Consider the following 24,809-nt stretch of genomic DNA (forward strand, 5'->3'; position numbering starts at 1 on the left):
GGCCGGGCACGCGTACGGCCCGGGACATGTCGTCCCGGGCCGGTCGCAGGGTGTGCGGGGTGCTGTCAGCGGTCGGCGTCCAGGGGTTCCAGGTCGTCGTCCTCGTCCGCGGCGAGATCCGGGTGCGGGTCGTCGTCCTCGTCCGCGTCGAGGTCGTCGTCGAACACGGCGCTGACGTCGAAGCGGCAGACCGCCCGCTGCGGATCGATCTGCTCGAACGGCGCCTCCAGCCACTCGCCGGGATCGGCCGGCTCGTCGGCGGCGACCACCCACAGCGTGGAGTCGCCCTCCTCCAGGCCGAACTCCTTGTGCCGGGAAGCGATCTCGTCCGGTTCGAACTCACCGAACAGGATGCCCAGCGCCCCGTGCACCGTCCCGGAGATCCCCTCGCCCGTGCTCTCCTCGTCCGCCGCCTCGATGCGCTGGGCCTGCGCCCGCAGCCGCTGCGGCTGAGCGACCGCGTAGTCGCGGCGGATCAGCACGCTGAGCGCGTTCGGTTCCTCCGGGCCCGTGTACGGCGGCAGCGAGTCGTCGGCTCCCGGGATCTCGAAGGGCGTGACCTCGTCGTAGCGGTCGTAGAGCAGCTCGTCGTACGCCTCGGCGGCCGCGGCCAGCTGGTTGAAGGCCTCGTAGACATCCGGGTCGTCCTCGCCGGACCTGCGTTCGACCGCGGCCAGGTGGCGGTCGAGCGCGGTCTTGACCGCCTCGGCGGCGGCGCGTACCTCGGCAGCGGTGGGCTGCGCAGCATCAGACATAGTGCAGACGCTATCCGTACCGGGCCCCAGCCCGCACAATAGATGCGATGCCGGAATACGAATTTGTCGACGTGTACCTACCGCGCGGGGTCTCCCGCAAGGAGACGACACGTCTGCTGACCGACCATGCCGAGTACGGACACTGGGAGTTGTACCGTCTGAGCCTGCTGCGCGACGGCAGCCGCAGGGTGCGGCTGCGGCGGCGGATCATCCGCCAGGTGCGCGCCACGTGGTGACGTGAGGCAGACGGGACGGGCCCCGCTGGTGCGGGGCCCGTCCCGTTCGTTGCCGCCGTGGCACCGAGCCGCTCAGATCGATGCGCGCGCCTTGCGGTACATCACCGCACCGACGAGCAGCGCGCCCGCGCCCACGGGCAGAACGACGCCCATGGGCACGTCGCTGCCGGTGTGGGCAAGCTCGGCCGAGCCCCCGGCACGGCTGACCGACTGGGTGCCGGGGTGGTTGGAGGGGCCGGGAACGCCGGGCGTCTCCTGCCCCGGAGTGGTCGGGGTGGCCGGCGTACCGGGGTTGCCCGGGGTGCCAGGAGTTCCAGGGGTGCCTGGAGTTCCAGGGGTGCCAGGGGTGCCGGGAGTTCCAGGGGTGCCAGGAGTTCCAGGGGTGCCCGGCGGGGTGTCCCCGCCGCCCGGAGGCGTGGTGGGACCACTCCCGCCGCCGTTGGCGCAGTTGTTGTCCATCGCCTGGTTACCGACGCCGATGACGTCGACGCTGTTGCCGCAGACGTTCACCGGTACGTCGACCGGGGCCTCGACGTGGTTGCCGGAGCCGACACCGGGCGAGTCTCCGGTGTCTCCGCCTGCCTGCGCGCCCCCTGAGCCACCGGAACCGTCGTCGCCGCCGGAGCCGCCTTGGGCGCCCTGGTTGGCGCAGGAGTTGCCCATCGCCGGGTTGAGCACCCCGACGACGTTGACCGTGTTGCCGCACACGTTCACCGGGATGTGCACCGGCGCCTGGACCAAGTTGCCGGACAGCACGCCCGGCGAGTTGGAGGCGAAGCCGCTCGCGCCCGAGTCGGCGTGGGCGTAACCGCCGGCGGCGGCGAGCACGCCGGTCGCGGCCGCCACCGTCATGAGGCCTTTGCGGGTGACCTGTCGCATTGCTGAATTCCTGCCTTCCGCGATGTCTCGTACATCAACTCGCAGATCAAGTCGCATCATTGAAATGCGCAAGAGACCGAACGACCCGGAGCGCATGGCGCGCGCTTTGCGGCCGACGGTGCGGACGTCCCTCAGAGGACCGACCCGCGAAGGACCAACCCCCGAAAGGGGAGGTCAGGTGTTGACGCAGGGGTTGCCGAAGGCGGGGTTCAGAAGCCCGACCACGCTGACAGTGTTGCCGCACACGTTCACCGGGACGTGCACCGGCGCCTGGATGACGTTGCCGGACACGGCGCCCGGGGACTGCACGGCGGCACCCTGGGCACCGGACTCGGCGACGGCCAGGCCCGCGCCCGCGAGAACCAGCCCACCGGTGGCAGCCGCAGCAGCGACGACCTTCTTGATCATTATTCCTCCTCGTTGGCAAAAGCGATCCCAGCCTTGCGGATCGCATCACCTGTAACGAGGAAGGAGTAATGGGGCTACGAGCATATGGTCGCATTCACTCTTCTCAGTGCTTGCCGCACGCACGCCCGAATTCCAGGCCCCAATCGACGCCTATTCAGGACGCGTCGATGAAGCGGTCGAGCACCCGCACACCGAACTTGAGCCCGTCCACCGGCACGCGCTCGTCGACGCCGTGGAACATCCCGGCGAAGTCCAGCTCCGGCGGCAGCTTCAGCGGCGCGAAGCCGAAGCCCCGGATGCCGAGGTCGTCGAAGGACTTGGCGTCGGTGCCGCCGGAGAGCATGTACGGGATCGCCTTGGCGGCCGGGTCCTCGGCGACCAGCGCGGACTGCATGGCCTCCACCAGCGCGCCGTCGAAGGAGGTTTCGACGGCCTTGTCCGCGTGCACGTCCTCGCGGCGGACGTTCGGGCCGAGGAGCCGGTCGAGGTCGGCGAGGAACTCCTCCTCGTGACCGGGCAGGAAGCGGCCGTCGATGTGCGCGGTGGCCTCGCCGGGGATGACGTTGACCTTGTAACCGGCGTTCAGCTGGGTGGGGTTGGCGGTGTTGCTGAGGGTCGCGCCGATCAGCTTGGCGATGCCGCCGAGGCGGACGAGGGTGGACTCCATGTCCTCCGGGTCCAGCTCGGTGCCCAAGGCGTCGCCCAGCTCGTCGAGGAAAGCCCGGGTGGTCTTGGTCACCCGCACCGGGAACTTGTGCCGGCCGACCCGGGCGACGGCCTCGCTCAGCTCGGTGATCGCGTTGTCCCGGTGGATCATCGAACCGTGCCCGGCGGTGCCGGCCACGGTGAGCTTCATCCAGTGCATGCCCTTCTCGGCCGTCTGGATCAGATACAGCCGCCGCTGCTCGCTGACGGTGAAGGAGAAGCCGCCGACCTCGCTGATCGCCTCGGTGACGCCCTCGAAGAGGTCCGGATGGTGGTCGACGAGGTGACGGGCGCCGTAAGTGCCGCCCGCCTCCTCGTCGGCGAGGAAGGCCACCACGATGTCGCGCGGGGGCCGGCGCCCGGAGCGCAGCCGGTCGCGCACGACGGCGAGCGTCATGGCGTCCATGTCCTTCATGTCGACGGCGCCGCGGCCCCAGACGCAGCCGTCGGCGACCTCGCCGGAGAACGGGTCGTGCGTCCAGTCGGCGGCGTTGGCCGGGACGACGTCGAGGTGGCCGTGGATCAGCAGCGCGGGCCGGGACGGGTCCTCGCCCTCGATACGGGCGACCGTGGACGCGCGGCCGGGATGGGACTCGAAGATCTTCGGCTCCAGGCCGACCTCGGCGAGCTTCTCGGCCACGTACTCGGCCGCCTTGCGTTCACCGGGGCCGGAGTGGTCGCCGTAGTTGCTGGTGTCGAACCGGATCAGCTCGCGGCAGAGGTCCACGACCTCGTCCTCGCCGGTGACGCCCCTGGCCGTGTCCGTCTCGCTCACGCTGCTTCCTCCCGGTGTCAAGCGGTGTCCCTGGTGTCCCTGCGAGTGTCCCCGCCGGTGGGTCCCCCTCATCCTCCCCCCGCTCCCCTCCCCGGCCCAAGACCGGTCCCGGCCCGTCACACGCCGTTCACGTGACGACGGCCGCACCGGGGGGTGATCGGCCACCCCGGAAAGCCTGGTAATGTTTACGTCGTCGCCGCGAGGGAAACCCCGCACGACAGACACCTTGTCCGGGTGGCGGAATGGCAGACGCGCTAGCTTGAGGTGCTAGTGCCCTTTATCGGGCGTGGGGGTTCAAGTCCCCCCTCGGACACAGCGAGAAGGCCCCTGCTCAGCGGGGGCCTTCGGCGTTTTCCCGCCCCCTCGGCGACCGGGCACAATGGCGGACATGACGACGCGTGCCTGCCCCTGCGGCCTGCCGGAGCCGTACCCCGCGTGCTGCGGCCGCTACCACCGCGGCGAGGCGGCCGCGCCGACGGCGGAGGCGCTGATGCGCTCGCGCTACAGCGCCTTCGTGAAGGGCGACACGGACTACCTGCTGCGCACGTGGCACCCGCGGACCCGGCCCGCGCGGCTGGATCCGGATCCCCGGATGCGCTGGACGGGCCTGGAGATCATCGGCACGAGCGACGGCTCGGCGTTCCACTCCACCGGGACCGTGACGTTCCGCGCCTCCTATCGGGGCGGTGCGCTGCAGGAGCACAGCCGCTTCGAGCGGGTCGGCGGGGCGTGGGTGTACGTCGACGGGGACTTCCCCGACGCCTAGCCCCCTCGGGACGGCCCTCCTGAGAACCTGCGCTCCCCCTCAGGGCGCCAGGATGTCCAGTTCCTGCAGCGCACCCACCGTGATCTCCCGGGTCAGCTGTTCCGCGCGCTCGGCGTCGCGGGCGCGGACCGCCTCCGCGACCCGGACGTGGAGCGTGACGGCGGCCGGGTCCGGGTCCTCGAACATGACCTCGTGCTCCGTACGGCCCGTGAGGACCTCCGCGACGACGTCGCCGAGGCGGGCGAACATCTCGTTGCCCGAGGCGTTGAGGATCACCCGGTGGAAGGCCACGTCGTGCAGGAGGTAGCCCTCCAGCTGGTGGCCGCGGGAGTTGGCGACCATGCCGAGGGCGCACTCGGTGAGTTCGGCGCACTGTTCGGCGGTGGCGTTGCGGGCGGCGAGGCCGGCCGCGACCGGTTCGACGGCCGAGCGCAGCACGGTCAGTGAGCGCAGCTGGTGCGGCCGGTCCGCGCCGGCCAGCCGCCAGCGGATGACCTGCGGGTCGTAGACGTTCCACTCGGGCTTCGGGCGCACGGTGACGCCCACCCGACGGCGTGACTCCACCAGGTGCATCGACTCCAGGACCCGTACCGCCTCGCGCATCACGGAGCGTGACACCTCGAAGCGCTGCGCGAGCTCGTCGGTGCGCAGCACGCTGCCCGGCGGGTACTCGCCCGCGGTGATGGCGGGGCCGAGGGTGTCCAGTACATGGCCGTGCAGCCCCCGGCCCGGAGTGGTCATGCACACAGAGTACGGGCCGGATCACGGGACTAAAAAGTCAGACTTATTTGTCACACACTCTTGAATTCGTCGTACCTAATGGGTTTCAGTAGCCCGGCATCAACGTGTCGACGAAGACAGCGAGGCAGCGATGAACACCCCCCACGTCGTCGTGGTCATGGGCGTGGCAGGCACCGGCAAGACGACCATCGGTCCTCTGCTGGCCGCCCGGCTCGGCGTCCCGTACGCCGAAGGCGACGACTTCCACCCCGCGGCCAACATCACCAAGATGTCGGCCGGAGTTCCGCTCACCGACGAGGACCGGTGGCCGTGGCTGGACGCCATCGGCGACTGGGCGGACGGCCGGGCGGGGCTCGGCGGGGTGGTCAGCTGCTCGGCGCTGAAGCGGTCGTACCGCGACCGGCTGCGGGCCGCCGCGCCCGGGCTGGTGTTCGTCCACCTGAGTGGTGACCGCGCCCTCATCGCCGACCGGATGTCACACCGCCAGGGTCACTTCATGCCCACGGCACTGCTCGACTCCCAGTTCGCCACGCTGCAGCCGCTCGGGGCGGACGAGGCGGGCGTCGAGGTCGACGTCGAGGGCAGCCCGGAGCAGATCACCGAGCGGGCCGTGTCCGCTCTGGCCACGCTGCCCGAGCCGACGACCCGGTAACCCCCCTCCCCCGGGGTCCCGCCCCCTGCCCTCCCCCGAGGGCCGGGACGGGACCCCGTTCCCTCCCCCATCCCCGTAACCGCAAGGAAACCCCCGTGACCAGACTCAGCGTCGAGATGCTGGCAGCGGACAAAGTCGAGCCGATCACCTCGGCCGGCCACGCCCAACTGGGCATCGCCGTGCTGGCGGGAATCGCCGTCATCGTCCTGCTGATCACCAAGTTCAAGCTCCACGCGTTCCTGTCCCTGACGCTCGGCACGCTCGTCCTCGGCGCGGTCGCCGGGGCGCCCCTCGACAAGGCCATCACCAGCTTCACCACCGGGCTCGGCACCACGGTGGCCGGTGTGGGCGTCCTGATCGCCCTCGGCGCGATCCTCGGCAAGATGCTCGCCGACTCCGGCGGCGCCGATCAGATCGTGGACACCATCCTGGCCAAGGCCGGCGGGCGCGCGATGCCGTGGGCGATGGTGCTGATCGCCTCGGTGATCGGCCTGCCCCTGTTCTTCGAGGTCGGCGTCGTGCTGCTGATCCCGGTCGTACTGATGGTCGCCAGGCGCGGCAACTACTCCCTGATGCGGATCGGCATCCCGGCCCTGGCCGGCCTGTCGGTGATGCACGGCCTGGTCCCGCCGCACCCCGGTCCGCTGGTCGCGATCGACGCGGTGAAGGCCAACCTCGGCGTCACCCTGGCGCTCGGCGTGCTGATCGCCATCCCGACGGTGATCATCGCCGGTCCGCTGTTCTCCAAGGTCGCGGCCCGCTGGGTGGATGTCCAGGCGCCCGACCGGATGATCCCGCAGCGCGCCTCGCAGGAGTTGGAGACCCGGCCGGGCTTCGGCCCGACGCTGGCCACGATCCTGCTCCCGGTCGTTCTGATGCTCTCCAAGGCGCTGGTCGACATCACGGTCGACGACCCCGACAAGACCGTGCAGCGGATCTTCGACGTCGTCGGCTCGCCGCTGATCGCCCTGCTCGCCGCCGTCCTCGTCGGCATCTTCACGCTGCTGCGGCCCGCCGGGTTCGGCAAGGACCGCGTCTCACCGCTGGTCGAGAAGGGGCTCGCGCCCATCGCCGGCATCCTGCTGATCGTCGGCGCGGGCGGTGGCTTCAAGCAGACGCTGATCGACACCGGCGTGGGCCAGATGATCCTGGACATCTCCAAGGACTGGAACATCCCGGCGCTGCTGCTGGCCTGGCTGATCGCGGTGGCGATCCGGCTGGCGACCGGCTCCGCGACCGTCGCCACCGTCTCGGCGGCCGGTCTGGTCGCGCCGCTCGCGGCCGACATGTCGACCACGCACGCGGCCCTGCTCGTCCTCGCCATCGGTTCCGGCTCCCTGTTCTTCAGCCATGTCAACGACGCCGGCTTCTGGCTGGTGAAGGAGTACTTCGGACTGAGCGTCGGCCAGACCGTCAAGACCTGGTCGATCATGGAGACGATCATCTCGGTGGTCGGGGGCGGCCTGGTGCTGCTGCTCTCCCTGGTCATATAGGGAAGACAGCGATGACCGTGCACCCGCTGTGGCCTACGGCCGCCACAGCGGGTGTTCGCGTTCCGCCCACCCCCTGCTGACCAGGCCGGTGCGCAGTCCGCGGCGGGCCTCCGGATCGCCCAGGGCCATGCCGATGTGGCCGGCCAGCACGACACCGATCGTCAGAGCCAGCCAGTCGTGGACGAAGGTCGCGCTGGTACGCCACTTCAGCGGGGTGAGATGGGTGAACCACATCAGCAGCCCCGTGCCGAGCATCACCAGCGTGGCTCCGGCGATCCAGGCGGCGTAGACCTTCTGCCCGGCGTTGAACTTGCCCGCCGGACGCGAGGAAGGCCGCTTGTCGCGGCGGAGGGCGGCGCGCAGCCAGCGGCGGTCGTGCGGGCCGAAGCGGTTGAGCCGGCCGAGGTCGGCGCGGAAGGTCCGGGAGGCGAGGCCCAGCAGTACGGGCACCGGCAGCGCGAGCCCGGCGCACTCGTGGACCCGGACCACCAGCTCGCGGCGCCCGACGAGTTCGGCGAGCTGCGGGACGTACAGGCAGGCCGCGGTCACCACGCAGACGCCCATCAGCACGGCCGTGGTGCGGTGGATCCAGCGTTCGGCCGGGCCGAAGCGCCGCACCTGCCCCGTGGCGGGGGCCGCCGGGGCGTCAGCTCGTAGGCTCATCGTCACGTCCGTTCGAGCGGCCCACCCAGGCGTCGACGTCGTAGCCGCGCTCCTCCCAGTAGCCCGGCTGGACCTCGTCGGTGACGGTGATGCCGGAGAGCCACTTGGCGGACTTGTAGAAGTACATGGGGGCCACGTAGAGGCGGACCGGGCCGCCGTGGGCGTGGCCCAGGTCCTTGTCCTGCATGCGCAGCGCCACCAGGACGTCGGGGCGGCGGGCCTGGTCGAGGGTGAGGGACTCGCTGTAGGTGCCGTCGAAGCAGGTCAAGCGGATCGCGCGGGCGCCCGCCCGCACTCCTGCCGCGTCCAGCAGCCGGGACAGGCGTACGCCCTGGAAGGCGGTGCCGGGGACGCGCCAACCGGTGACGCACTGGACGTCCTTGACGAGCCGGGTCTGCGGCAGGGCCCGCAGCTCGGCGAGGGTGTAGCCGCGGGGGTGGTCGACCAGGCCGTCGACGGTGAGGCGGTAGTCCCGTGCGCCACGGTGCGGGACCGAGGAGGCGACGGAGTAGTACCGGAAGCCGCCGCCGTTGGGCAGCAGACCGGTCAGGCCGGTCGGGTCGCTGCTGAAGAGTGACTCCAGGCCGGGTTGCAGCGTCGGCGCGGCGAGCACGCCGAGCGCGCCCAGGCCCAGGGTGCCGAGCAGGACGCGGCGGCCGATCGGGCGGCCCTCCTGGTCGGGTGGTGGTCCGGGCGAGGGTGGTGGTTCGGGGTTCACCCCTTCATTCGAGCACCCGCGAACCCCAGGAGGAAGGGTTCACGGGTGCGCGTCAGCTTTCCGTAATCACAGCTCAAATCACAGCTCGTCGGGTACGGCTGTGGCGGCCGCCTTGTCCAGCTGGAACGCCTCGTTGCCGAGGCCGATGCGGGCGTGCGCCGCAGGGTTGCGGGAGCGCAGCAGCATGCCCTGCGCCAGGCCGGCGACCAGGGCGAGGCCGATGACGGCGGGCAGCGCCCAGCTGAGGGCGGAGCCGGGGCCGGCGCCGACCAGGACGTCGAAGTCCTTGACGGTGTAGCCGGCGAGCACCAGCAGGGCGAGCCCGGCCAGCGCGGAGGTGAGCAGCCGCCAGGCCTGGGCGCGGGCGGCGCCGCGGCGTACGAAGAAGACGATGACGGACAGGGAGGCCGCGGCCATCAGCAGGATCACGCCGAGCGCGCCGAGGTTGCCGCACCAGGTGAACAGGTGCAGGACGGGCGCGGTGGGGTCGCCCGAGGGCTTGCCGTCGGTGACGGCGAAGACGATCACGACGGCCGCGGACACGGCGGTCTGCAGCAGCGAGCCGGTGCCGGGTGCGCCGCTCGCGCCGGTCGTGCGGCCGAAGGCGCGCGGCAGCAGGCCCTCACGGCCCATGGCGAAGGCGTAGCGGGCGACGACGTTGTGGAAGCTGAGGGTGGCGGCGAACATGCCGGTCACGAACAGCACGTGCAGAACGTCGGTGAAGGTGGCGCCGAGCCGGGACTCGGTGAGGGTGAACAGCAGGCCGGCGCTCTCCTTCTGCGCGGTGCCGACGATCGCGGAGGGGCCGGTGGCGACGGTGAGCGCCCAGGAGCTGATCGCGAAGAACACGGCGACGGAGCCGACGGCGAGGAACATCACCCGCGGCACCAGCAGGTGCGGACGGCTGGTCTCCTCGGCGTAGACGGGGGCCTGCTCGAAGCCGGTGAAGGCGGCGATGCAGAAGCACAGGGCGGTGGAGACACCGGCGCCGGTGAGGGTGCCGGGGTCGAAGGCGTGCAGGGAGAGGCCCTCCTTGCCCGGGTCGGAGATCGCCGCGATGTCGAAGATCACGACGAGGGCGACCTCGATGACGAGGAGAACGCCGAGCACGCGCGCGTTGACGTCGATCTTCAGCCAGCCCAGCGCGCCGACGGCGGCGACCGCCAGCAGCGCCGGGATCCACCAGGCGACGGTGAGGTCGGCGTAGGTGGCGAGCAGCCCGGAGACCTCGAAGCCGAAGATGCCGTAGATGCCGACCTGGAGGGCGCTGTAGGCGACGAGGGCGAGCAGGGCGGCGCCGGCGCCGGCGGTGCCGCCGAGGCCGCGGGCGATGTAGGCGTAGAAGGCGCCCGCGTTGTGGACGTGCCGGCTCATCTCGGCGTAGCCGACGCTGAACAGGACCAGGACCGCGCCGAGCGCGACGAACAGCAGCGGCTGGCCGACGATGCCCATCACCGCGTACGTCGTCGGCATGACACCGGCGACGACCATGAGCGGCGCGGTCGCGGCGAGTACGGAGAGCAGCAGACCGGAGGTGCCGAGGCGGTCGGCGCGCAGGGCCCGGTCGGGGCCGAGGTAGGTGCTGATGCCGTCGGCGGAGGGTCTGCTGGTGCGGGGACTGCCGGTCGTCATGCGGGGTCCTTTCGGGGGCGGGGGCCTCGCGGGCGGGGGCCTTGGGGACGTCAGCCGGTTCCGAGGGCGCGGTCGCGGGCTGCACGGAAGGCGGCGTAGGGGTCGCGGTCGGGGTAGGACCAGGGCGCGGGGGTGGGGTGCTCGCCGATGCGGTGGAAGAGGGCGGCGGCCTCGGCGCCGCGGCCCTCGCAGACCTTGGCGTGGGCGAGGTGGTTGAGGTCGACCAGGCGCCGGGGGTGGCCCTCGTGCTCCCACTCCAGCCACCAGTCGAAGGCGGCCTTCATCACCTGCCGGGCGCGGCGGTCGGTCCAGTGACCCGAACCCTGCGGGTCTGCGGAGACGCGGCCGGCGGTGGCGAGCACGCGGTAGCGCTCGGCGTGCGCGATGACCGGGAGCATCGCGAGCGGGGAGTCGGCGGGTGCCTGTTCGGCGGCCCAGGCGGCGAAGTCGTAGACCTCGTGCAGCGGGTCGGGGCCGACGTCGGCGCGGCGCTCGGCCAGCCGGGCGACCATCAGATGGTGGGCGTGGTGGTGGTCGGAGTGGCGGGCGCGCACGTGCTCGAACGTGCGGACGACCGCGGTGTCGTCCCCGTGGGTGCGTTCGAGCAGGAGCAGGGCCAGCCAGGGGGTGGGGTCGGCCGGGGCGAGCGCGGCGGCGGCATGGCAGGCCTCGCGGGCGGCGGGTGGTTTGTCCTTGCCGCGCAGGGCGCGCTGGACGCGGGCGGCGGCGAGCAGCACGGCGGCGTCGACGGAGTCGGGTTCGGCGAGGAGCCAGTCCTTGGCCCAGGCGGCGCTGTAGGACTCGGCGGCCAGGACGACGACGCGGTGGCCGCGGCGGTCGTGCTCGTCACCGGTACGGGCCAGCAGCGAGCGCGCGGACTGCCACCGGCCCTGCGCCAGCGCGGCGCGGGTGGCGGCGAGTTCGGCGTCGTCGAGGGCGGCGTCGAAGGCGTGGGCGGCGCGTCTGCGGGCGCGGCCCAGGGGAGGCGGGGGTGGGGGCACCGCGGGGCTACCTCGTGTTCCGTGTTCCTGGTGCGTGATGGCGGTCCGCTGCCGGAGGGCTGGTCGGGCTCCTCCGCGGACTGCATGCACCTGCCACCGTGCGATCACGCACAGCCAACCGTCAGCGGGTGACGCACGTCAAGGGCCGACGGGCCGATGACACGCGTCAACTGACGCCTGCTTGGCGGGATTTGAGCGGTCGGGCGGCACATGGGGCACGGTCGGCGCGGTCGCGGGCACCGGGGGTGGTGTGGCGTGGGCCATGGCGGCGCCGGGTGGCGCGGCCGAGCATGGCGTCGGGGCCGGACCGGAGCCGGCCGGGCGGGGGTGTCCGCAAGGGACCGTTCCGCGCACTCCGGGGGCGCCCTGGAGGCCGGGGCATTAGAGTCGGGCCTCACGACCCGTGACCCGACCGGACGATCGAGGGACGCAGTGTGTCGGTTCTGGTTCTTGTTCTCGCCGTGAGTGCCGCGTGCTGTGTGGGTTTCGGTTTCGTCCTGCAGCAGAGCGCCGCGCAGCGGGCCCCGCTCGGTGACTTCCTCTCTCCGCGACTGCTGCTGGATCTGCTGCGGGTGCCCAGCTGGCTGGGCGGTCTCGCCCTGATGGTGGCCGGAATGGTCCTCGGCGCGATCGCGCTCGGCCGGGGTGATGTGTCGCTGGTCGAGCCGCTGCTGGCGACCAATCTGCTCTTCGCGCTCGCCCTCTCCCGGCACCGCACCCGGCAGTCGCTGGGCCGGCAGGGCTGGGCGGGGCTGGCGCTGCTGGCGGGCGGGGTGAGCGCGTTCATCCTGGCGGGTGAGCCGCGCGGCGGCAGCGCGGTGACCGATCCCGTGCGCCACTGGGTGATCATCGGCGTGATGACCGGCTCGGCCCTGTTGCTGACCACCTGCGCCAAGCGGTCACGGCTCAACTGGGGTCCGGTCCTGCTGGCCCTCGCGGCCGGTCTGCTCTACGGCGTCCAGGACGCCCTGACGCGCGTCAGCGGGCAGCGCTTCTCCGACGGCGGCCTCGCCGAACTGCTCACCGGCTGGCAGCCGTACGGGGTGCTGGCGCTCGGGATCACCGGACTGGTCCTGGTGCAGAGCGCGTTCGAGACGGCTCCGCTGCGCAAGTCGCTGCCCGCGCTCACCGCCGCCCAGCCGCTCGCCGGGATCGCCTGCGGCGTCGGCTTCCTCGGCGACCGGCTGCACACCGACACCGGGGCGCTGGCCTGGGAGGCGGCGGGCCTGGCGGCGATCGTCGCGGGCATCGTGCTGCTGGGCCGGCACCCGTGCCTGCCCCACGGCACGGCGGGCGGCGAACGGGTGGACGCACTCCAGCGCCGGTGACAGTCCCTGCGGGGGTTCGGCGGGGCCGCGGGGCGCTTGACGGACCGCCGGGGCGCGTCCCGGGACCGTGGGAGCGCTTCGGACCGCGCGGGCGCTCGACGGACCGCGCCGGGATCGAAAGCCTCTGCCCGCTGACGGCTCTCCCGGGAAGACAGGAACCTGCCGCCGGCCCAAGAACCCCGCGGGAGGACGAGGACGTTGGCGCCTGCCCGAGCCCCCGCCGGGAGACGAGAACCTGCCGCCCTCTCAGGATCCCGCCGGGCTGCCCGCGCCGGGGTCGCCGGGGGACGGGTGCCGGGTACTGCTGGGGTGTCGGCGGCCCTGCTTGGATGGCCTCATGAACCCTGCTGACGAGATCCTCGACATCGTCGACGAGAACGACCAGGTCATCGGTCAGTCGCCGCGCGGCGAGGCGTACGCGCGCGGGCTGCGCCACCGGTGTGTCTTCATCCAGGCCCGGGACGCGGACGGCCGCGTCTTCGTCCACCGCCGGACCCCGACCAAGCTGGTCTTCCCCTCCCGGTACGACATGTTCGTCGGCGGAGTCGTCGGCGCGGGCGAGACATACGACGACGCCGCCCTGCGTGAGGCGGAGGAGGAGCTGGGCGTGACGGGGCTGCCCCGTCCCACGTACCTGTTCAAGTTCCTCTACGACGACGGGGCGGGGCAGAGCTGGTGGTCGGCGGTGTACGAGGTCCGCTGCGAGCTGCCGGTGCGGCCGCAGGCGGAGGAGGTCGCCTGGCACACCTTCCTCACGGAGGACGAACTGCGCGGGCGGCTCGCCGAGTGGGAGTGGGTACCGGACGGCATGGCGGCCTACGAGCGGCTGGCGGACCATCGCTCGGCGGGCTGAGTGGGTGGCACGGGCCGTGGGGATAGGGTCCTGAACGTGATCGAACTCGTGCGGAACGTCCGGTTGTGGTTCGCACCGGAGCGGGTGCGGGAGGAGGGCGGGACGCCCGACTACCGGTTCTCGCTGGCCAACGAGCGCACCTTCCTGGCCTGGCTGCGCACCGCGCTCGCGCTGATCGGCGGCGGGTTCGCGGTGGACCAGTTCCTGCCCGACCTGCGCTGGGGCTGGCGCGTGGGGCTCGCGCTCGCACTGCTCGCGGCGGGCGTGCTGTGCGCCCTGCGGGCCGTCAACCACTGGGTGCGCTGCGAGCGGGCGATGCGGCGCGGGGAGGACCTGCCCGTGTCCCGGTTCCCCGTCGTGCTGAGCCTCGTCATCGCCGTGGTCGCGGTGGCGATGGTCGTCGTCGTGCTCATCGGGTGGGAGGGGTGAGCGGTGCTCGTCGTGCGGGCCAGGTGAGCGACGAGCGGGACCCGGGGCTGCAGCCCGAGCGGACCCGGCTCGCCTGGCGGCGTACGACGCTGGCGTGGACGGTCGCGGCCGTGCTCGCCGTGAAGGCCGCGGCGCACGGCGGCACTTCGGCGGCCGGCGTCGTCGCGGGGGCCCTGTGCTGCGTGCTGTGGGTGGCCTTCCTGCTCGTCGCCCATCACCGCATCCGCCTGCTGGCGGCGACGGGCCGCCCCCGGCCGATGCCGGCACGGCTGGCCACGGCGGCGGTGCTGTGCACGGTGGCGATGGCGGTGTGCGCGACGGCACTGGTGCTGTGAGCGGGCGACGGCCTTCTTCGGCCCCGCGCGGATGTCGGCCCTCTTCGGCCCCACGAGGGCTCCAGCCCTCTTCGGCCCCGCGCGGGTGCCAGCCCTCTTCCGCTCTGCGCGGGCGTCAGTCCTCCGCGGCCACCGTCACCACGACCTTGCCCCGGGTGCGGCCCTCCTGGCTGTGCCGGTGGGCGTCCGCCGCGCGCTGAAGCGGGTAGGCCGCGTCGACGTGCACGGAGAGCGCGCCCTGGTCGGCCAGGTCCGACAGCTTGCGCAGGTCCTCGGCGTCCGGGCGCACCCACGTGTAGCGGCCGCCGTAGGTCAGCACATCCGGGTCGGCGATCGAGGCGAGCCGGCCGCCGGCGCTCAGCAGGGCCGCGGAGGCCTGGAGGGCGTCGCCGCCGACGGTGTCGAAGGCGGCGTCCACGCCCTCGGGGGCCAGCCCCCGCACCCGGTCGGCCAGTCCCTCGCCGTAGCTCACCGGTTCGCCGCCCAGCTTGCGCACGTAGTCGTGGTTGCGCTCGCTCGCCGTACCGATCACGCGGGCGCCGAAGTGCCGGGCGAGCTGGACGGCGATCGAGCCGACGCCGCCGGCCGCGGCGTGCACCAGCACCGTCTCACCGCGCTTGACCCCGAGCGCCTTGACCAGCACCTGGTAGGCGGTCAGCCCGGCCAGCGGCAGGCCGGCGGCCTCCTCGAAGGAGAGGCTGCGCGGCTTGCGGGCGAGGGTGCGCACGGGCGCGGCCACGTACTCGGCGAAGGTGCCGCGGCAGAGGAAGTCCTCGCGGACGTACCCGATGACCTCGTCCCCCTCCGCGTACTCGGTGACGGACACGCCGGGCCTGACGACCACGCCGGAGACGTCCCAGCCGGGCACCACCGGGAAGACCGTCTCGAACATGCCGTCCAGATAGCCCTCGCGGCACTTCCAGTCCACCGGGTTCACGGCCGCCGCCCGCACCCTCACCAGCACGGAGTCGGGGCCGACCTTGGGCTCGGGCACCTCCCCGTACTCCAGCACCTCGGGTCCGCCGTACCGGCTGTAGCTGATCGCCTTCATGGCACCGACCCTCCGGGGTCCCCGGGCGGCGCGCAAGCCCGGATGGACCACGCGTGCGGGGGTCCTCGGCGGGGAGCGTTGGCTATCGTGGCTCCGATCACGTTGCGCTGAGGCACTGGACGACATACCGACCGGTCGGCATGATGGAGGCAAGTCCCGTTCACCGGCCTGTAGGAGCGACGATGAGACCCGACCACCCGCCCGGCCTCGATCTCGACCGGTTGCGCGGTCTGCTGGAGCGCGAGCGGCCCGGCCTGGTGACCGGTCCCCTGACCGGCCGGCTGGTCGAGGGCGGACGGTCGAACCTCACGTATCTGGTCGGCGACGGCGAGCGGCAGTGGGTCGTGCGCCGGCCGCCGCTCGGCCACGTCCTGGCCACCGCGCACGACATGAAGCGCGAGCACCGGGTGATCAGCGCCCTGCACCCGACGAAGGTGCCGGTGCCGGAGCCGCTGCTGCTGTGCGAGGACGAGGAGGTGCTCGGCTCGCCCTTCTACGTCATGGAGTTCGTGGAGGGCACCCCGTACCGCACCGCCGAACAGCTCGCGCCGCTCGGCCCGGAGCGCACCCGGCAGGCGGTGCTGTCGCTCGTCGACACCCTCGTCGACCTGCACGCCGTGGACCCCGACGAGGTCGGCCTCGGCGACTTCGGCCGCCCGGAGGGGTTCCTGGACCGGCAGTTGCGCCGCTGGGGCAAGCAGCTGGACGCCTCCCGCAACCGTGAGCTGCCCGGCATCGACGAGCTGCACGCCGCGCTCGGCCGGGAGCTGCCCCGCTCCCCCGCGCCGACGGTCGTGCACGGCGACTACCGGCTGGACAACGTCCTGATCGGCGCCGACGACACGATCAAGGCGGTCCTGGACTGGGAGATGTCCACGCTCGGCGACCCGCTCACCGACGTCGGCCTGCTGGTGATGTACAGCCAACCGCTGGGGATGCCGGACTCGCCCGTCTCCACCACCGCGCAGGCCCCGGGGCACCCGGCCCCGCGGGAGCTGATCGAACGGTACGCCGCGCGCTCGGGGCGCGACGTGTCGGCGGTGGACTGGTACACCGCGTTCGCGTGGTTCAAGCTCGCCGTGATCCTCGAGGGCATCCACTACCGCTACACCCTGGGCCAGACCGTCGGCCGCGGCTTCGACCGCATCGGCGAGCTGGTCCCGGTCTTCATCGAGCACGGACTGACGACTCTGCAGAAGGGCGAGTAGGCCATGGACTTCGCGTTCGACGCACGCACCGAGGAACTGCGCGCCAAACTGCTCGCCTTCATGGACGAGTACGTCTACCCGGCCGAGGCGGTGGCCGAGGAGCAGCGGGCCGCGCTCGCCTCCCCGTGGGACACTCCGCAGGTCGTCGAGGACCTCAAGGCCGAGGCCCGCCGCCAGGGCCTGTGGAACCTCTTCCTGCCGGACACCGAGTACGGCGCCGGCCTGACCAACCTCCAGTACGCGCCGCTCGCCGAGATCACCGGCCGCTCCCCGCAGCTCGCGCCCACCGCGACGAACTGCGCCGCGCCGGACACCGGCAACATGGAGGTGCTCACGCAGTTCGGCGACGAGCAGCAGAAGAAGCAGTGGCTGGAGCCGCTCCTCTCGGGGGAGATCCGCTCGGCGTTCGCGATGACCGAGCCGGACGTGGCCTCCTCCGACGCCACCAACATCACCACGCACATCCAGCGGGACGGCGACGAGTACGTCATCACGGGCCGCAAGTGGTACATCTCCGGCGCGATGAACCCGGACTGCAAGATCTTCATCGTGATGGGCAAGACCGACCCGGACGGCGCGGACATCCGCCGCCAGCAGTCCATGGTCCTGGTCCCGCGCGACACCCCCGGCGTCACCGTCAAGCGCGCGATGCAGGTCTTCGGGTACGAGGACCACTCGCACGGCGGCCACGCCGAGGTGATCTTCGACCACGCGCGCGTGCCGGTGACGAACCTGATCGGCGAGGAGGGCGGCGGCTTCGCCATCGCCCAGGCCCGGCTCGGTCCCGGCCGCATCCACCACTGCATGCGGCTGATCGGCATGGCCGAGCGGGCCATCGAGCTGATGTGCAGGCGGGCCGTCGGCCGCACCGCCTTCGGCAAGCCGCTGGCGCAGCAGGGCGTGATCCAGAACTGGATCGCCGACGCCCGGGTGACCGTGGAGCAGCTGCGGCTGCTGGTGCTGAAGACGGCCTGGCTGATGGACACCGTCGGCAACCGGGGCGCGCACACGGAGATCCAGGCCATCAAGATCGCCACGCCGCGTGCGGTCGTCGGCATCCTGGACCGGGCGATCCAGCTGCACGGCGCGGGCGGGGTGAGCCAGGACTTCCCGCTGGCCGAGCTGTACGCCGGCGCCCGCACCCTGATGCTCGCCGACGGCCCGGACGAGGTGCACCAGCGCTCGCTGGCCCGGCGCGAGCTGAAGAAGTACGTCTAGTAACCGCCGGAGTAATGGTGGTCCTCGCGGGCCAGGGCGCGGAGGAACGTGAGGAGCCGGTGGACAAGAGGTCTGCGTGTCATGCGTCCAGCGTGGCGCGCGGAACTCCCACCGGTCCAACAGATGGTTTCGCTGGCGCCCATCTCTAGAATAGATGGATGGAGATCCGCCAGCTCCGCCACTTCATGGCGGTGGTGACCGAAGGCAGTTTCACGGCCGCCGCCCGGTCCGAACTCATCGTGCAGTCGGCGCTCAGCACCTCGGTCAGAAACCTCGAACGGGAGCTGGGCGCCGACCTGTTCGAGCGGACGGGCCGCCGCGTGGTGCTCACGGAGGCCGGGCGCGCCCTGCTCCCGCAGGCACGTGCGCTGCTCGCCGGGGCCGAGGCCGCGCGGGACGCGGTCGCCGCGGTGTCGGGCCTCGCCGCCGGCCGGGTGTCCGTCGGGACCATCCAGACGCTGACCTGTGTCGACCTGCCCGCCGAACTGGCCGCCTTTCACCAGGAGTTCCCCGGCGTCCAGGTGTCCGTCCGGGACGCGCCGGTCGGTGAGCTGACCGACGCGCTGCGGGCCGGGGAAGTGGACCTGGCGTTCCTGGCACCGGACGGGCGGGAACTGCCCGAGGGGCTCGACAGGTACGCCGCCTGGCAGGAGGAGCTGGTGCTGATCACCGCGCCGGGGCATCCGCTCGCCCGGGCCGGCCGCACGCTCATCAAGGACCTCGCCGACGAGCCGTTCGTCGACTTCCGCGCCGGGACGGGCGTGGAGACGGCCGTACGGCGCCTGGCCAGCCACTGCGGCCTCGACCGTCGTATCACCTGTGACGTCACCCAGATCGGGCTGCTCGTGGATCTGGTGCGGGCCGGGATCGGGGTGGCCTTCGTTCCCCGGGCCATCGGGGAGCGGGCCGGGCTGCCGTGTGTGCGGATACGGCAGCCCGAGCCCGGCCGTACGGTCGTGCTGGCGGGGCGGGGGCCGCAGCCGCGCAATCCGGCGGCCGCGGCCCTCGTCCGTCACCTCACGCGCGAAGCGCCCGAGCCGGGGTGTCTCAGGGGCGGAGCGCCCGCAGCAGCAGGTCGGCCAGGTGGTCGGCGACCTCCTGCGGGGTGAGCGGGCCGTCGGGGCGGTACCAGGTCGACAGGTGGTGGACCGAGCCGAAGTGGTAGTCCACGACGAGGTCGGCCGGGGTCGCCGTGGAGAAGACGCCCTCGCGCTGACCCTCCTCGATGAGCGCGCGGAAGCGTTCGTGGTAGCGGCGGCGCTCGGCGCGCACCTGCTTGTTCTTCTCCGGGCTGAGGTGGTGCATCGACCGGAAGAAGATCGACGCGTCGTCGAGGTTCTCGATGGTGGTCACCACGACGTCCGCCGCCGCGCCGCGCACGCGCTCGTCCACCGGCGCGTCCAGCCCCGCGAAGTGGTCCAGACGCTCCTGCTGGACGCGCAGCACGCGTGCGTACACCTCCTGCAGCAGGTCGTCCTTGGAGCCGAAGTAGTGGTACAGCGCCCCCTTGGTGACGCCGGCCGCCTCGACGATCTCCTGCACCGAGGTGCGGTCGTAGCCCTGCTCGGCGAAGAGCCGGGTGGCGGCGGCCAGGAGCCGCTGCGGCACCGGGGTGCCGTCTTTGTCCGTCGTCCTGGGCACTGCCGCCACCTGCCTTTCCGTGTGTCTACTGGCTGTCTCGCGCGCGGGAACGCAGTTCCCGACGGAGGATCTTGCCACTTGCCGTCTTGGGCAAGTCGGGCAGGATCTCGACCTGCCGAGGGTATTTGTAGGCGGCCAGTCTCTCCTTGCAGTACGCGGCGAGTTCACCCGGGTCGGTCTCGGCGCCCGGGCGCAGGCTGATGTAGGCCCGTACGGTCTCACCGCGGTAGCCGTCGGGCACACCGACCACGGCGGCCTCGCGGACAGCGGGGTGGGTGTACAGCACGTCCTCGACCTCGCGCGGCCACACCTTGAACCCGGACGCGTTGATCATGTCCTTCTTGCGGTCGACGACGTACAGCCAGCCCTGTTCGTCCATGAAGCCGATGTCGCCGGTGCGCAGCTCGCCGCCGGGGAAGGTCTCGGCGGTGGCGTCGGGGCGGCGCCAGTAGCCGGGGACGACCTGCGGGCCGCGGACGGCGATCTCGCCCTGTTCGCCGAACGGCACGTCCGCGCCGCGCTCGTCGACGATCCGCACGACGGTGTCGGGTCCGGGCAGGCCGACCGCGAGGGTGCCGGAAGCCGGGTCGACGGGCGCCTCGAGGCCGGGCGGCACGGAGGCGCAGGGAGCGGTGCACTCGGTGAGGCCGTAGCCGTTGCGGATGTACGGCCCGTAGCCCGCCCGGAACTTCTCCACCAGTGCCGGCGGCAGCGGGGCGCCGCCGGAGGAGATGACGGTGAAGGACGCGAAGTGCTCCCGGGTGCAGGAGGGGTGGGCGGCCAGCGCCATGAACGCGGTGGACGGGCCGACGGTGTAGTGCGGGCGGTGCGCGGCGAACGCGTCGAGGACGACGCCCGCCTCGAAGCGGTAGGCCAGCACCAGGGTGCCCGCGCTGTCCAGGCAGGCGCCGAACTCGCAGACCATGCCGGTGATGTGGAACAGCGGCGCCAGCGCGAAGTAGACGGGCTGCTCGGGCAGAGCGAGCCCGGTGCTCTGCCGCTCGGCGTTGTACATGATGTTGCCGTGCGTGTTGGTGGCGCCCTTGGGGGTGCCGCTGGTGCCCGAGGTGTAGCTGATGAGGGCGATGCCGTCGGGCACGGGGTCGCGGCCGTCGGGCGCCCGGTGGCCGGCGCGGGCGACCGCGGTCAGGTCGTCGGCGTCCGGGGCCTGCGGCAGCCGTTCGAAGGACAGCACGCGCGCGTCGTTCTGCGTCTGGAAGTCCAGCTCGCAGGCCGTCAGCGCGATCCGCACCGGCGAGTCGGCAGCTGTGTCGCGCAGATACGTCTCCCACGCGCGGTCGGCGCACACCAGGGCGGTCACCTCGGCGTCCCGCAGGATGTGGGACACCTCGCCCGACTTGTACATCGGGTTGACGGGGACGACGACCGCCCCGGCCTTCCAGGCGCCCAGCACGGCGAGCACGAAGTGCGGGGAGTTCTGCAGCAGGACCGCCACCCGCTCGCCCGGCTCCAGGCCGCGCGCGGCGAGGTGCCCGGCGACGGAGTCGCTGAGCGCGTCGGCCTCGCGGTAGGTCAGCCGGCCGTCGAAGTAGGCGAGGAAGGTGCGCTCCGGTGTCTCGGCGACGGCCCGGCGCAGGGCGTGCACGAGGGAGTCGGCGGGCCGGACCGGGGCCTTCTGGGCGTCGGTGAGGAGGGCCAGCCAGGGCTTGTCCGCGTACCGCGACCCGGTCACAGGGACTCCTCCCACTTGCGCTGAAGGTGGTTCATGTTCGTCAGCCAGCGGTCGGGGTCGGTGGCCCGGGCCTGGTAGTACCCGGCGACCTCGGGGTGCGGCAGGATCAGGAAGCGGTCCTCCTCGATGCCCTTGAACAGCGCGTCGGCCACGTCGTCCGGGTCGATCGCGGTCGGCTTGAGGACCAGGTCGCCGGCGCTGCCGGTGGCGGACAGCATGTCGGTGCGCACGCCCTGCGGGCAGATGGCGTGCACCTTGATCCCGCGGTGGCGGTAGGTCAGCGACAGCCACTCGGCGAAGGCGTAGGCGCCGTGCTTGGTGACGCTGTAGGGGGCGGCGCCGATCATGGTGAGCAGTCCGGCGGCGGAGACGGTGGAGACGAAGCGGCCGCTGCCGCGCTCCAGCCAGCCCGGGAGGAGGGCGCGGGCCGCGCGGACGTGCGCCATGACGTTGACGTCCCAGGCGAGCTCCCAGACGCTCTCCTCGGCCGCCTCCGAGCCGCCGGAACCGACGCCGGCGTTGGCGCAGTAGACGTCGACCGTGCCGAGGGCGTCCAGGGCCGCCTCGACGATCGCGGAGGCGTCGCCCGGCAGGGCGGTGCCGCCGATCTCGTCGGCGACGGCCTGCGCCTTCCCGGCGTCCAGGTCGTTCACGACGACCCGGGCCCCCTCGGCGGCGAAGCGGCGGGCCAGCGCGGCCCCGATCCCGCCTCCGGCCCCCGTGACGACCACTCCAGCACCCTGAACGGCTTCCACCATCGGTCTCCTTCGACGCGACGCGATACGGCTCCCGCCTTGCGAACGGCCACACTAACCAGTCGGTATGTTGCTGCGGAAGACCTGTTCGCGTCGGCTTCGTTCCTCGGGGGCCGTCGGAGCGCTAGCGTGCGTGGGCATGACACGCCGGGTTACGGAGGTCGTCGTATGAAGCTGTCCAGACGAAGCGTGCTCGCGAGCGCCGCCGCGGTGGCGGCGTCGGCGGCCCCGGCGCAGGCGGCTCCGCCGGGCGGCGGCCGCCGGCTGCGCACGGGCTTCGAGCGCCTCGCCGATGACGGCTACGCGCTGCTGGACGGCCGGCGGGTCGGGATCGTCACGAACCCGACCGGCGTCACCCGCGACGCCCGCCACATCGTCGACGTCCTGCACGCCGATCCCCGCGTCGACCTGCGGGCGGTCTTCGGCCCCGAGCACGGCTTCCGCGGCACCGCGCAGGCCGGCGGCTCCGAGGGCCGCTACGACGACCCGGCGACCGGTCTGCCGGTGTACGACACCTACCTCAAGAGCGGCGGGCCGCTCGCCGACGTGTTCACCGCCTCCGGCGTGGACACGGTCGTCTTCGACATCCAGGACGCGGGCGCCCGCTTCTACACGTACATCTGGACGCTCTACGACTGCATGGAGGCGGCCGCCGCCGCGGGCAAGCGGTTCGTGGTGCTGGACCGGCCCAACCCGGTCACCGGACGCGCCGCCCTCGGCCCGGTGCTGCACAAGGAGTTCGCGACCTTCGTCGGCCGGCAGCCGATCGCGCAGGCGCACGGCATGACGGTCGCGGAGCTGGCCCGGCTGTTCAACGGGGAGTTCCTGAGCACGCCGGTGCCGCTGGAGACGGTGACGATGACCGGCTGGAAGCGGACGGAGTTCTACGACGCCTCGGGGCTGCCGTGGGTGCCGCCGAGCCCGAACATGCCGACGCCGGACACCGCGCTCGTCTACTCCGGCACCTGCCTGTTCGAGGGCACCAGCCTGTCCGAGGGGCGCGGCACGACCCGGCCCTTCGAACTGCTGGGCGCGGACGGCGTCGACGGGCGCTGGGCGGCGGCCGCGAACGCTCTCGGCCTGCCCGGGGTGCGCTTCCGGGAGGCGTACTTCGCGCCGACGTTCTCCAAGTTCCAGGGCAGGACGATCGGTGGCGTGCAGATCCATGTGCACGACCGGGCGGCCTACGACCCGGTGCGCACCGGGATCGCGCTGCTGGTGACCGCCAAGCAGGTGTGGAGCGGCTTCGCCTGGCGCTCCGACAACTGGATCGACAAGCTGACCGGTTCCACCGCGGTGCGCACGGCGATCGACGCGGGCGCGGACACGGACGAGGTCGTCGGGGGCTGGCAGGACGAGCTGGCGGCCTTCCGGCGGGTGCGGGAGCAGTATTTGCTGTACCGGTGACCCAGCCGTACCCGTGTCGAGGGCGCGCCGAAACACCCGTACCCGGGAAAACCCGTCGTACCGGTGCTGCCGTGACGTATGGCCAATCTCCCCCGCTCGCAGGACGATGCGCCACAACGCGCAGCACGTCGGGGGACGAAGGAGTCCGTCATGGCAGAGCCGGCGATGAGTGTGACGCCGTACTGGGAGCTGACCTTCGACGCGGACGGCGACGTCGACCGCGCGGAGCGGGACCGGCTGCTGGCCCAGGTGGCCGGGCGCCGCGTCCGCGACCTGGTGGTGTTCGCCCACGGCTGGAACGAGGACCGCTCGGCCGCAACCCGGATCTACAGCCGCTTCTTCGCGCCCTTCCCCGAGCTGACTCCGGGCGCGCGGATCGGGTACGTGGGCGTGATCTGGCCGTCGATGCGGTTCTCCGACGAGCCGATCCCCGACTTCCCGCGGGCACTCGCCGCCGAGCCGCCGCGCCGCCCGGCGCTCGACAAGGACACCCGGCACGCGCTGCTGGAGAGCTTCCCCGGGCGGGCGCCGATCGTCGAGCAGATCGGGCGGCTGCTGGAGCAGCAGCCGGGCGAGGAGGCCGAACTGGCGGAGTTCGGGCGGCTGGTGCGGCTGCTGGTGGAGGTCGTGGCGCCCGGCCCGCAGGCGCTGTTCGCCGCCGACACGGTGGCGGAGGGCGTGCCGCAGGACGAGCCGGCGATGTTCACGCGGCCGACCGCGGAGGTGTGCGGCGAGTTCGCGGGGGCGCTGGCGGGCGCGGAGGGTTTTGGACTGCCCAACCCCTGGGACGGGGCCCATGAGCTGCTGCGGCAGGCGGCGTACTACGCGATGAAGCGGCGCGCGGGGACCGTCGGCGAGCGCGGGCTCGGGCGGGTCGTCGGGGAGCTGGCCGCCGCCGTGCCCGGGGTGCGGGTGCATCTGGTGGGGCACAGCTTCGGCGCTCGGCTGGTGTCGTTCGCGCTGCGCGGACTGCCCGACGGGGCGCGGGCGGTGGCCTCGGTGACGCTGCTGCAGGGCGCCTTCTCGCACTACGCATTCGCCTCCCGGCTGCCGCACGACCCGCGCGCGGGAGGGGTGCTCCAGGGCCAGCAGCACCGGGTGGACGGCCCGGTGGTGTGCTGTCACTCGCGGCACGACACGGCGCTCGGCACGTTCTACCCGCTGGCGTCGAGGATGGCGGGAGACGCGCAGGGGGCGGTGGAGGAGTTCGGCGTCGGGCAGCTGCTCGGCGTGAAGTGGGGCGCGATGGGCTACGACGGAGTGCAGGCGGTGCCCGGCACGCGCGCGATGACGCTCGCCGAGGCGCTGCGCGGGCCGCTTCCCGCGTCGGGCTGTGTGAACGTGGACGCGGCGGCTGTGGTCTGCCACGGCGGCCCGCCGGCCGGGGCACACGGCGACATCCTGCACCCCGAGCTGGCGCGGGTCGTGGTGGCGGCGGGCCGGATCGCCCGGCCCGCCGCCTGAACG

At 72.5% G+C, this 24,809-nt stretch carries 26 protein-coding genes and 1 tRNA gene; 14 read left to right on the forward strand and 13 right to left on the reverse strand.

Going from position 1 to position 24,809, the window contains the following annotated elements; all coding sequences use genetic code 11:
* Positions 1 to 65: 65 nt before the first annotated feature.
* Positions 66 to 755: a hypothetical protein gene (locus tag AB0J12_RS26045; RefSeq protein ID WP_363266821.1), complete on the reverse strand. Its 690-nt coding sequence runs from the start codon at positions 753 to 755 to the stop codon at positions 66 to 68.
* A 47-nt stretch (positions 756 to 802) separates the two neighbouring features.
* Between AB0J12_RS26045 and AB0J12_RS26050 the strand changes: the two genes are divergently transcribed.
* Positions 803 to 991 carry a DUF5703 family protein gene (locus tag AB0J12_RS26050; RefSeq protein WP_190206279.1) on the forward strand — a complete coding sequence of 63 codons (189 nt, stop codon included), beginning with the start codon at positions 803 to 805 and terminating at the stop codon, positions 989 to 991.
* A gap of 72 nt (positions 992 to 1,063) precedes the next feature.
* Here the strand turns inward: AB0J12_RS26050 and AB0J12_RS26055 are convergent, their stop codons facing one another.
* The 3 genes from AB0J12_RS26055 to AB0J12_RS26065 form a co-directional block, all read right to left on the reverse strand.
* On the reverse strand, positions 1,064 to 1,870 hold the full coding sequence (locus tag AB0J12_RS26055) for a chaplin (RefSeq protein WP_363266822.1): 807 nt from the start codon (positions 1,868 to 1,870) through the stop codon (positions 1,064 to 1,066).
* A 174-nt stretch (positions 1,871 to 2,044) separates the two neighbouring features.
* A complete protein-coding gene (locus AB0J12_RS26060) occupies positions 2,045 to 2,278 on the reverse strand; it encodes a chaplin (protein WP_363266823.1) in 234 nt (77 codons plus the stop codon).
* A gap of 154 nt (positions 2,279 to 2,432) precedes the next feature.
* On the reverse strand, positions 2,433 to 3,758 hold the full coding sequence (locus AB0J12_RS26065; protein ID WP_363266824.1) for a M20/M25/M40 family metallo-hydrolase: 1,326 nt from the start codon (positions 3,756 to 3,758) through the stop codon (positions 2,433 to 2,435).
* Positions 3,759 to 3,986: 228 nt separating this feature from the next.
* On the opposite strand from AB0J12_RS26065, the gene AB0J12_RS26070 reads away from it, so the two are divergent.
* Together AB0J12_RS26070 and AB0J12_RS26075 are read left to right on the forward strand one after the other, a co-directional pair.
* Positions 3,987 to 4,071, forward strand: a tRNA-Leu gene (locus AB0J12_RS26070).
* Between the two features lie 75 nt (positions 4,072 to 4,146).
* Entirely contained in the window at positions 4,147 to 4,524 is a 378-nt protein-coding gene (locus tag AB0J12_RS26075; RefSeq protein ID WP_363266825.1) for a YchJ family metal-binding protein, read from the forward strand.
* 39 nt (positions 4,525 to 4,563) lie between these two features.
* Here AB0J12_RS26075 and AB0J12_RS26080 read toward each other — a convergent pair whose 3' ends face one another.
* Positions 4,564 to 5,265 (reverse strand): FadR/GntR family transcriptional regulator, encoded by a 702-nt coding sequence (locus AB0J12_RS26080; RefSeq protein ID WP_363266826.1) that lies wholly within the window; start codon positions 5,263 to 5,265, stop codon positions 4,564 to 4,566.
* A gap of 130 nt (positions 5,266 to 5,395) precedes the next feature.
* Between AB0J12_RS26080 and AB0J12_RS26085 the strand changes: the two genes are divergently transcribed.
* Both AB0J12_RS26085 and AB0J12_RS26090 read left to right on the forward strand, forming a co-directional pair.
* Entirely contained in the window at positions 5,396 to 5,917 is a 522-nt protein-coding gene (locus AB0J12_RS26085) for a gluconokinase (RefSeq protein ID WP_363266827.1), read from the forward strand.
* Positions 5,918 to 6,012: 95 nt separating this feature from the next.
* Positions 6,013 to 7,410 carry a gluconate:H+ symporter gene (locus AB0J12_RS26090; protein ID WP_363266829.1) on the forward strand — a complete coding sequence of 466 codons (1,398 nt, stop codon included), beginning with the start codon at positions 6,013 to 6,015 and terminating at the stop codon, positions 7,408 to 7,410.
* Positions 7,411 to 7,443: 33 nt separating this feature from the next.
* Here AB0J12_RS26090 and AB0J12_RS26095 read toward each other — a convergent pair whose 3' ends face one another.
* From AB0J12_RS26095 to AB0J12_RS26110, 4 genes are all read right to left on the reverse strand, one after another.
* On the reverse strand, positions 7,444 to 8,073 hold the full coding sequence (locus tag AB0J12_RS26095) for a cytochrome b/b6 domain-containing protein (protein WP_363266830.1): 630 nt from the start codon (positions 8,071 to 8,073) through the stop codon (positions 7,444 to 7,446).
* Positions 8,057 to 8,791: a molybdopterin-dependent oxidoreductase gene (locus AB0J12_RS26100; RefSeq protein ID WP_363266832.1), complete on the reverse strand. Its 735-nt coding sequence runs from the start codon at positions 8,789 to 8,791 to the stop codon at positions 8,057 to 8,059. Before AB0J12_RS26100 ends, AB0J12_RS26095 begins: the two co-directional genes overlap by 17 nt.
* 78 nt (positions 8,792 to 8,869) lie before the next feature.
* Complete coding sequence (locus AB0J12_RS26105; protein WP_363266833.1) at positions 8,870 to 10,423, reverse strand: APC family permease; 1,554 nt, start codon at positions 10,421 to 10,423, stop codon at positions 8,870 to 8,872.
* Between the two features lie 50 nt (positions 10,424 to 10,473).
* A complete protein-coding gene (locus AB0J12_RS26110) occupies positions 10,474 to 11,424 on the reverse strand; it encodes a hypothetical protein (protein WP_363266834.1) in 951 nt (316 codons plus the stop codon).
* A gap of 434 nt (positions 11,425 to 11,858) precedes the next feature.
* Between AB0J12_RS26110 and AB0J12_RS26115 the strand changes: the two genes are divergently transcribed.
* The 4 genes from AB0J12_RS26115 to AB0J12_RS26130 all read left to right on the forward strand — a co-directional run bounded on the left by AB0J12_RS26115 (position 11,859) and on the right by AB0J12_RS26130 (position 14,369).
* Positions 11,859 to 12,752, forward strand: coding sequence for a DMT family transporter (locus AB0J12_RS26115; RefSeq protein WP_363266835.1), 894 nt, complete (start codon positions 11,859 to 11,861; stop codon positions 12,750 to 12,752).
* A gap of 337 nt (positions 12,753 to 13,089) precedes the next feature.
* Entirely contained in the window at positions 13,090 to 13,605 is a 516-nt protein-coding gene (locus tag AB0J12_RS26120; protein ID WP_363266836.1) for an NUDIX domain-containing protein, read from the forward strand.
* 36 nt (positions 13,606 to 13,641) lie between these two features.
* Entirely contained in the window at positions 13,642 to 14,034 is a 393-nt protein-coding gene (locus AB0J12_RS26125; protein ID WP_363266837.1) for a DUF202 domain-containing protein, read from the forward strand.
* On the forward strand, positions 14,031 to 14,369 hold the full coding sequence (locus tag AB0J12_RS26130) for a DUF202 domain-containing protein (protein ID WP_363266839.1): 339 nt from the start codon (positions 14,031 to 14,033) through the stop codon (positions 14,367 to 14,369). Before AB0J12_RS26125 ends, AB0J12_RS26130 begins: the two co-directional genes overlap by 4 nt.
* Before the next feature lie 115 nt (positions 14,370 to 14,484).
* Here AB0J12_RS26130 and AB0J12_RS26135 read toward each other — a convergent pair whose 3' ends face one another.
* Positions 14,485 to 15,420, reverse strand: a complete 936-nt coding sequence (locus AB0J12_RS26135) for an NADP-dependent oxidoreductase (RefSeq protein ID WP_363266840.1) — start codon at positions 15,418 to 15,420, stop codon at positions 14,485 to 14,487.
* Between the two features lie 182 nt (positions 15,421 to 15,602).
* On the opposite strand from AB0J12_RS26135, the gene AB0J12_RS26140 reads away from it, so the two are divergent.
* From AB0J12_RS26140 to AB0J12_RS26150, 3 genes are all read left to right on the forward strand, one after another.
* The gene (locus tag AB0J12_RS26140) at positions 15,603 to 16,628 is read left to right on the forward strand and encodes a phosphotransferase family protein (RefSeq protein ID WP_363266841.1); all 1,026 of its coding nucleotides are present in this window, start codon (positions 15,603 to 15,605) and stop codon (positions 16,626 to 16,628) included.
* Positions 16,629 to 16,631: 3 nt separating this feature from the next.
* Positions 16,632 to 17,846 carry an acyl-CoA dehydrogenase gene (locus AB0J12_RS26145; RefSeq protein WP_363266842.1) on the forward strand — a complete coding sequence of 405 codons (1,215 nt, stop codon included), beginning with the start codon at positions 16,632 to 16,634 and terminating at the stop codon, positions 17,844 to 17,846.
* Positions 17,847 to 18,004: 158 nt separating this feature from the next.
* Entirely contained in the window at positions 18,005 to 18,955 is a 951-nt protein-coding gene (locus AB0J12_RS26150; RefSeq protein WP_363266844.1) for a LysR family transcriptional regulator, read from the forward strand.
* On the opposite strand, the gene AB0J12_RS26155 is transcribed toward AB0J12_RS26150, so the two are convergent.
* The 3 genes from AB0J12_RS26155 to AB0J12_RS26165 are packed head-to-tail and all read right to left on the reverse strand — an operon-like array spanning position 18,894 to position 21,938.
* The gene (locus AB0J12_RS26155; RefSeq protein WP_363266845.1) at positions 18,894 to 19,487 is read right to left on the reverse strand and encodes a TetR/AcrR family transcriptional regulator; all 594 of its coding nucleotides are present in this window, start codon (positions 19,485 to 19,487) and stop codon (positions 18,894 to 18,896) included. The two genes, AB0J12_RS26150 and AB0J12_RS26155, sit on opposite strands and share 62 nt — an antisense overlap.
* A 25-nt stretch (positions 19,488 to 19,512) precedes the next feature.
* Positions 19,513 to 21,180 (reverse strand): AMP-binding protein, encoded by a 1,668-nt coding sequence (locus tag AB0J12_RS26160; protein ID WP_363266846.1) that lies wholly within the window; start codon positions 21,178 to 21,180, stop codon positions 19,513 to 19,515.
* Positions 21,177 to 21,938, reverse strand: coding sequence for an SDR family oxidoreductase (locus AB0J12_RS26165; RefSeq protein WP_363266847.1), 762 nt, complete (start codon positions 21,936 to 21,938; stop codon positions 21,177 to 21,179). The genes AB0J12_RS26160 and AB0J12_RS26165 overlap by 4 nt, the downstream gene beginning before the upstream one ends.
* Before the next feature lie 165 nt (positions 21,939 to 22,103).
* On the opposite strand from AB0J12_RS26165, the gene AB0J12_RS26170 reads away from it, so the two are divergent.
* Together AB0J12_RS26170 and AB0J12_RS26175 are read left to right on the forward strand one after the other, a co-directional pair.
* On the forward strand, positions 22,104 to 23,342 hold the full coding sequence (locus AB0J12_RS26170; protein WP_363266848.1) for a DUF1343 domain-containing protein: 1,239 nt from the start codon (positions 22,104 to 22,106) through the stop codon (positions 23,340 to 23,342).
* Between the two features lie 150 nt (positions 23,343 to 23,492).
* Positions 23,493 to 24,806 (forward strand): serine-threonine protein kinase, encoded by a 1,314-nt coding sequence (locus tag AB0J12_RS26175; protein WP_363266849.1) that lies wholly within the window; start codon positions 23,493 to 23,495, stop codon positions 24,804 to 24,806.
* Positions 24,807 to 24,809 lie beyond the last annotated feature (3 nt).

The organism is Streptomyces sp. NPDC049915 (genome assembly GCF_040656475.1).
Lineage (GTDB): Bacteria > Actinomycetota > Actinomycetes > Streptomycetales > Streptomycetaceae > Streptomyces.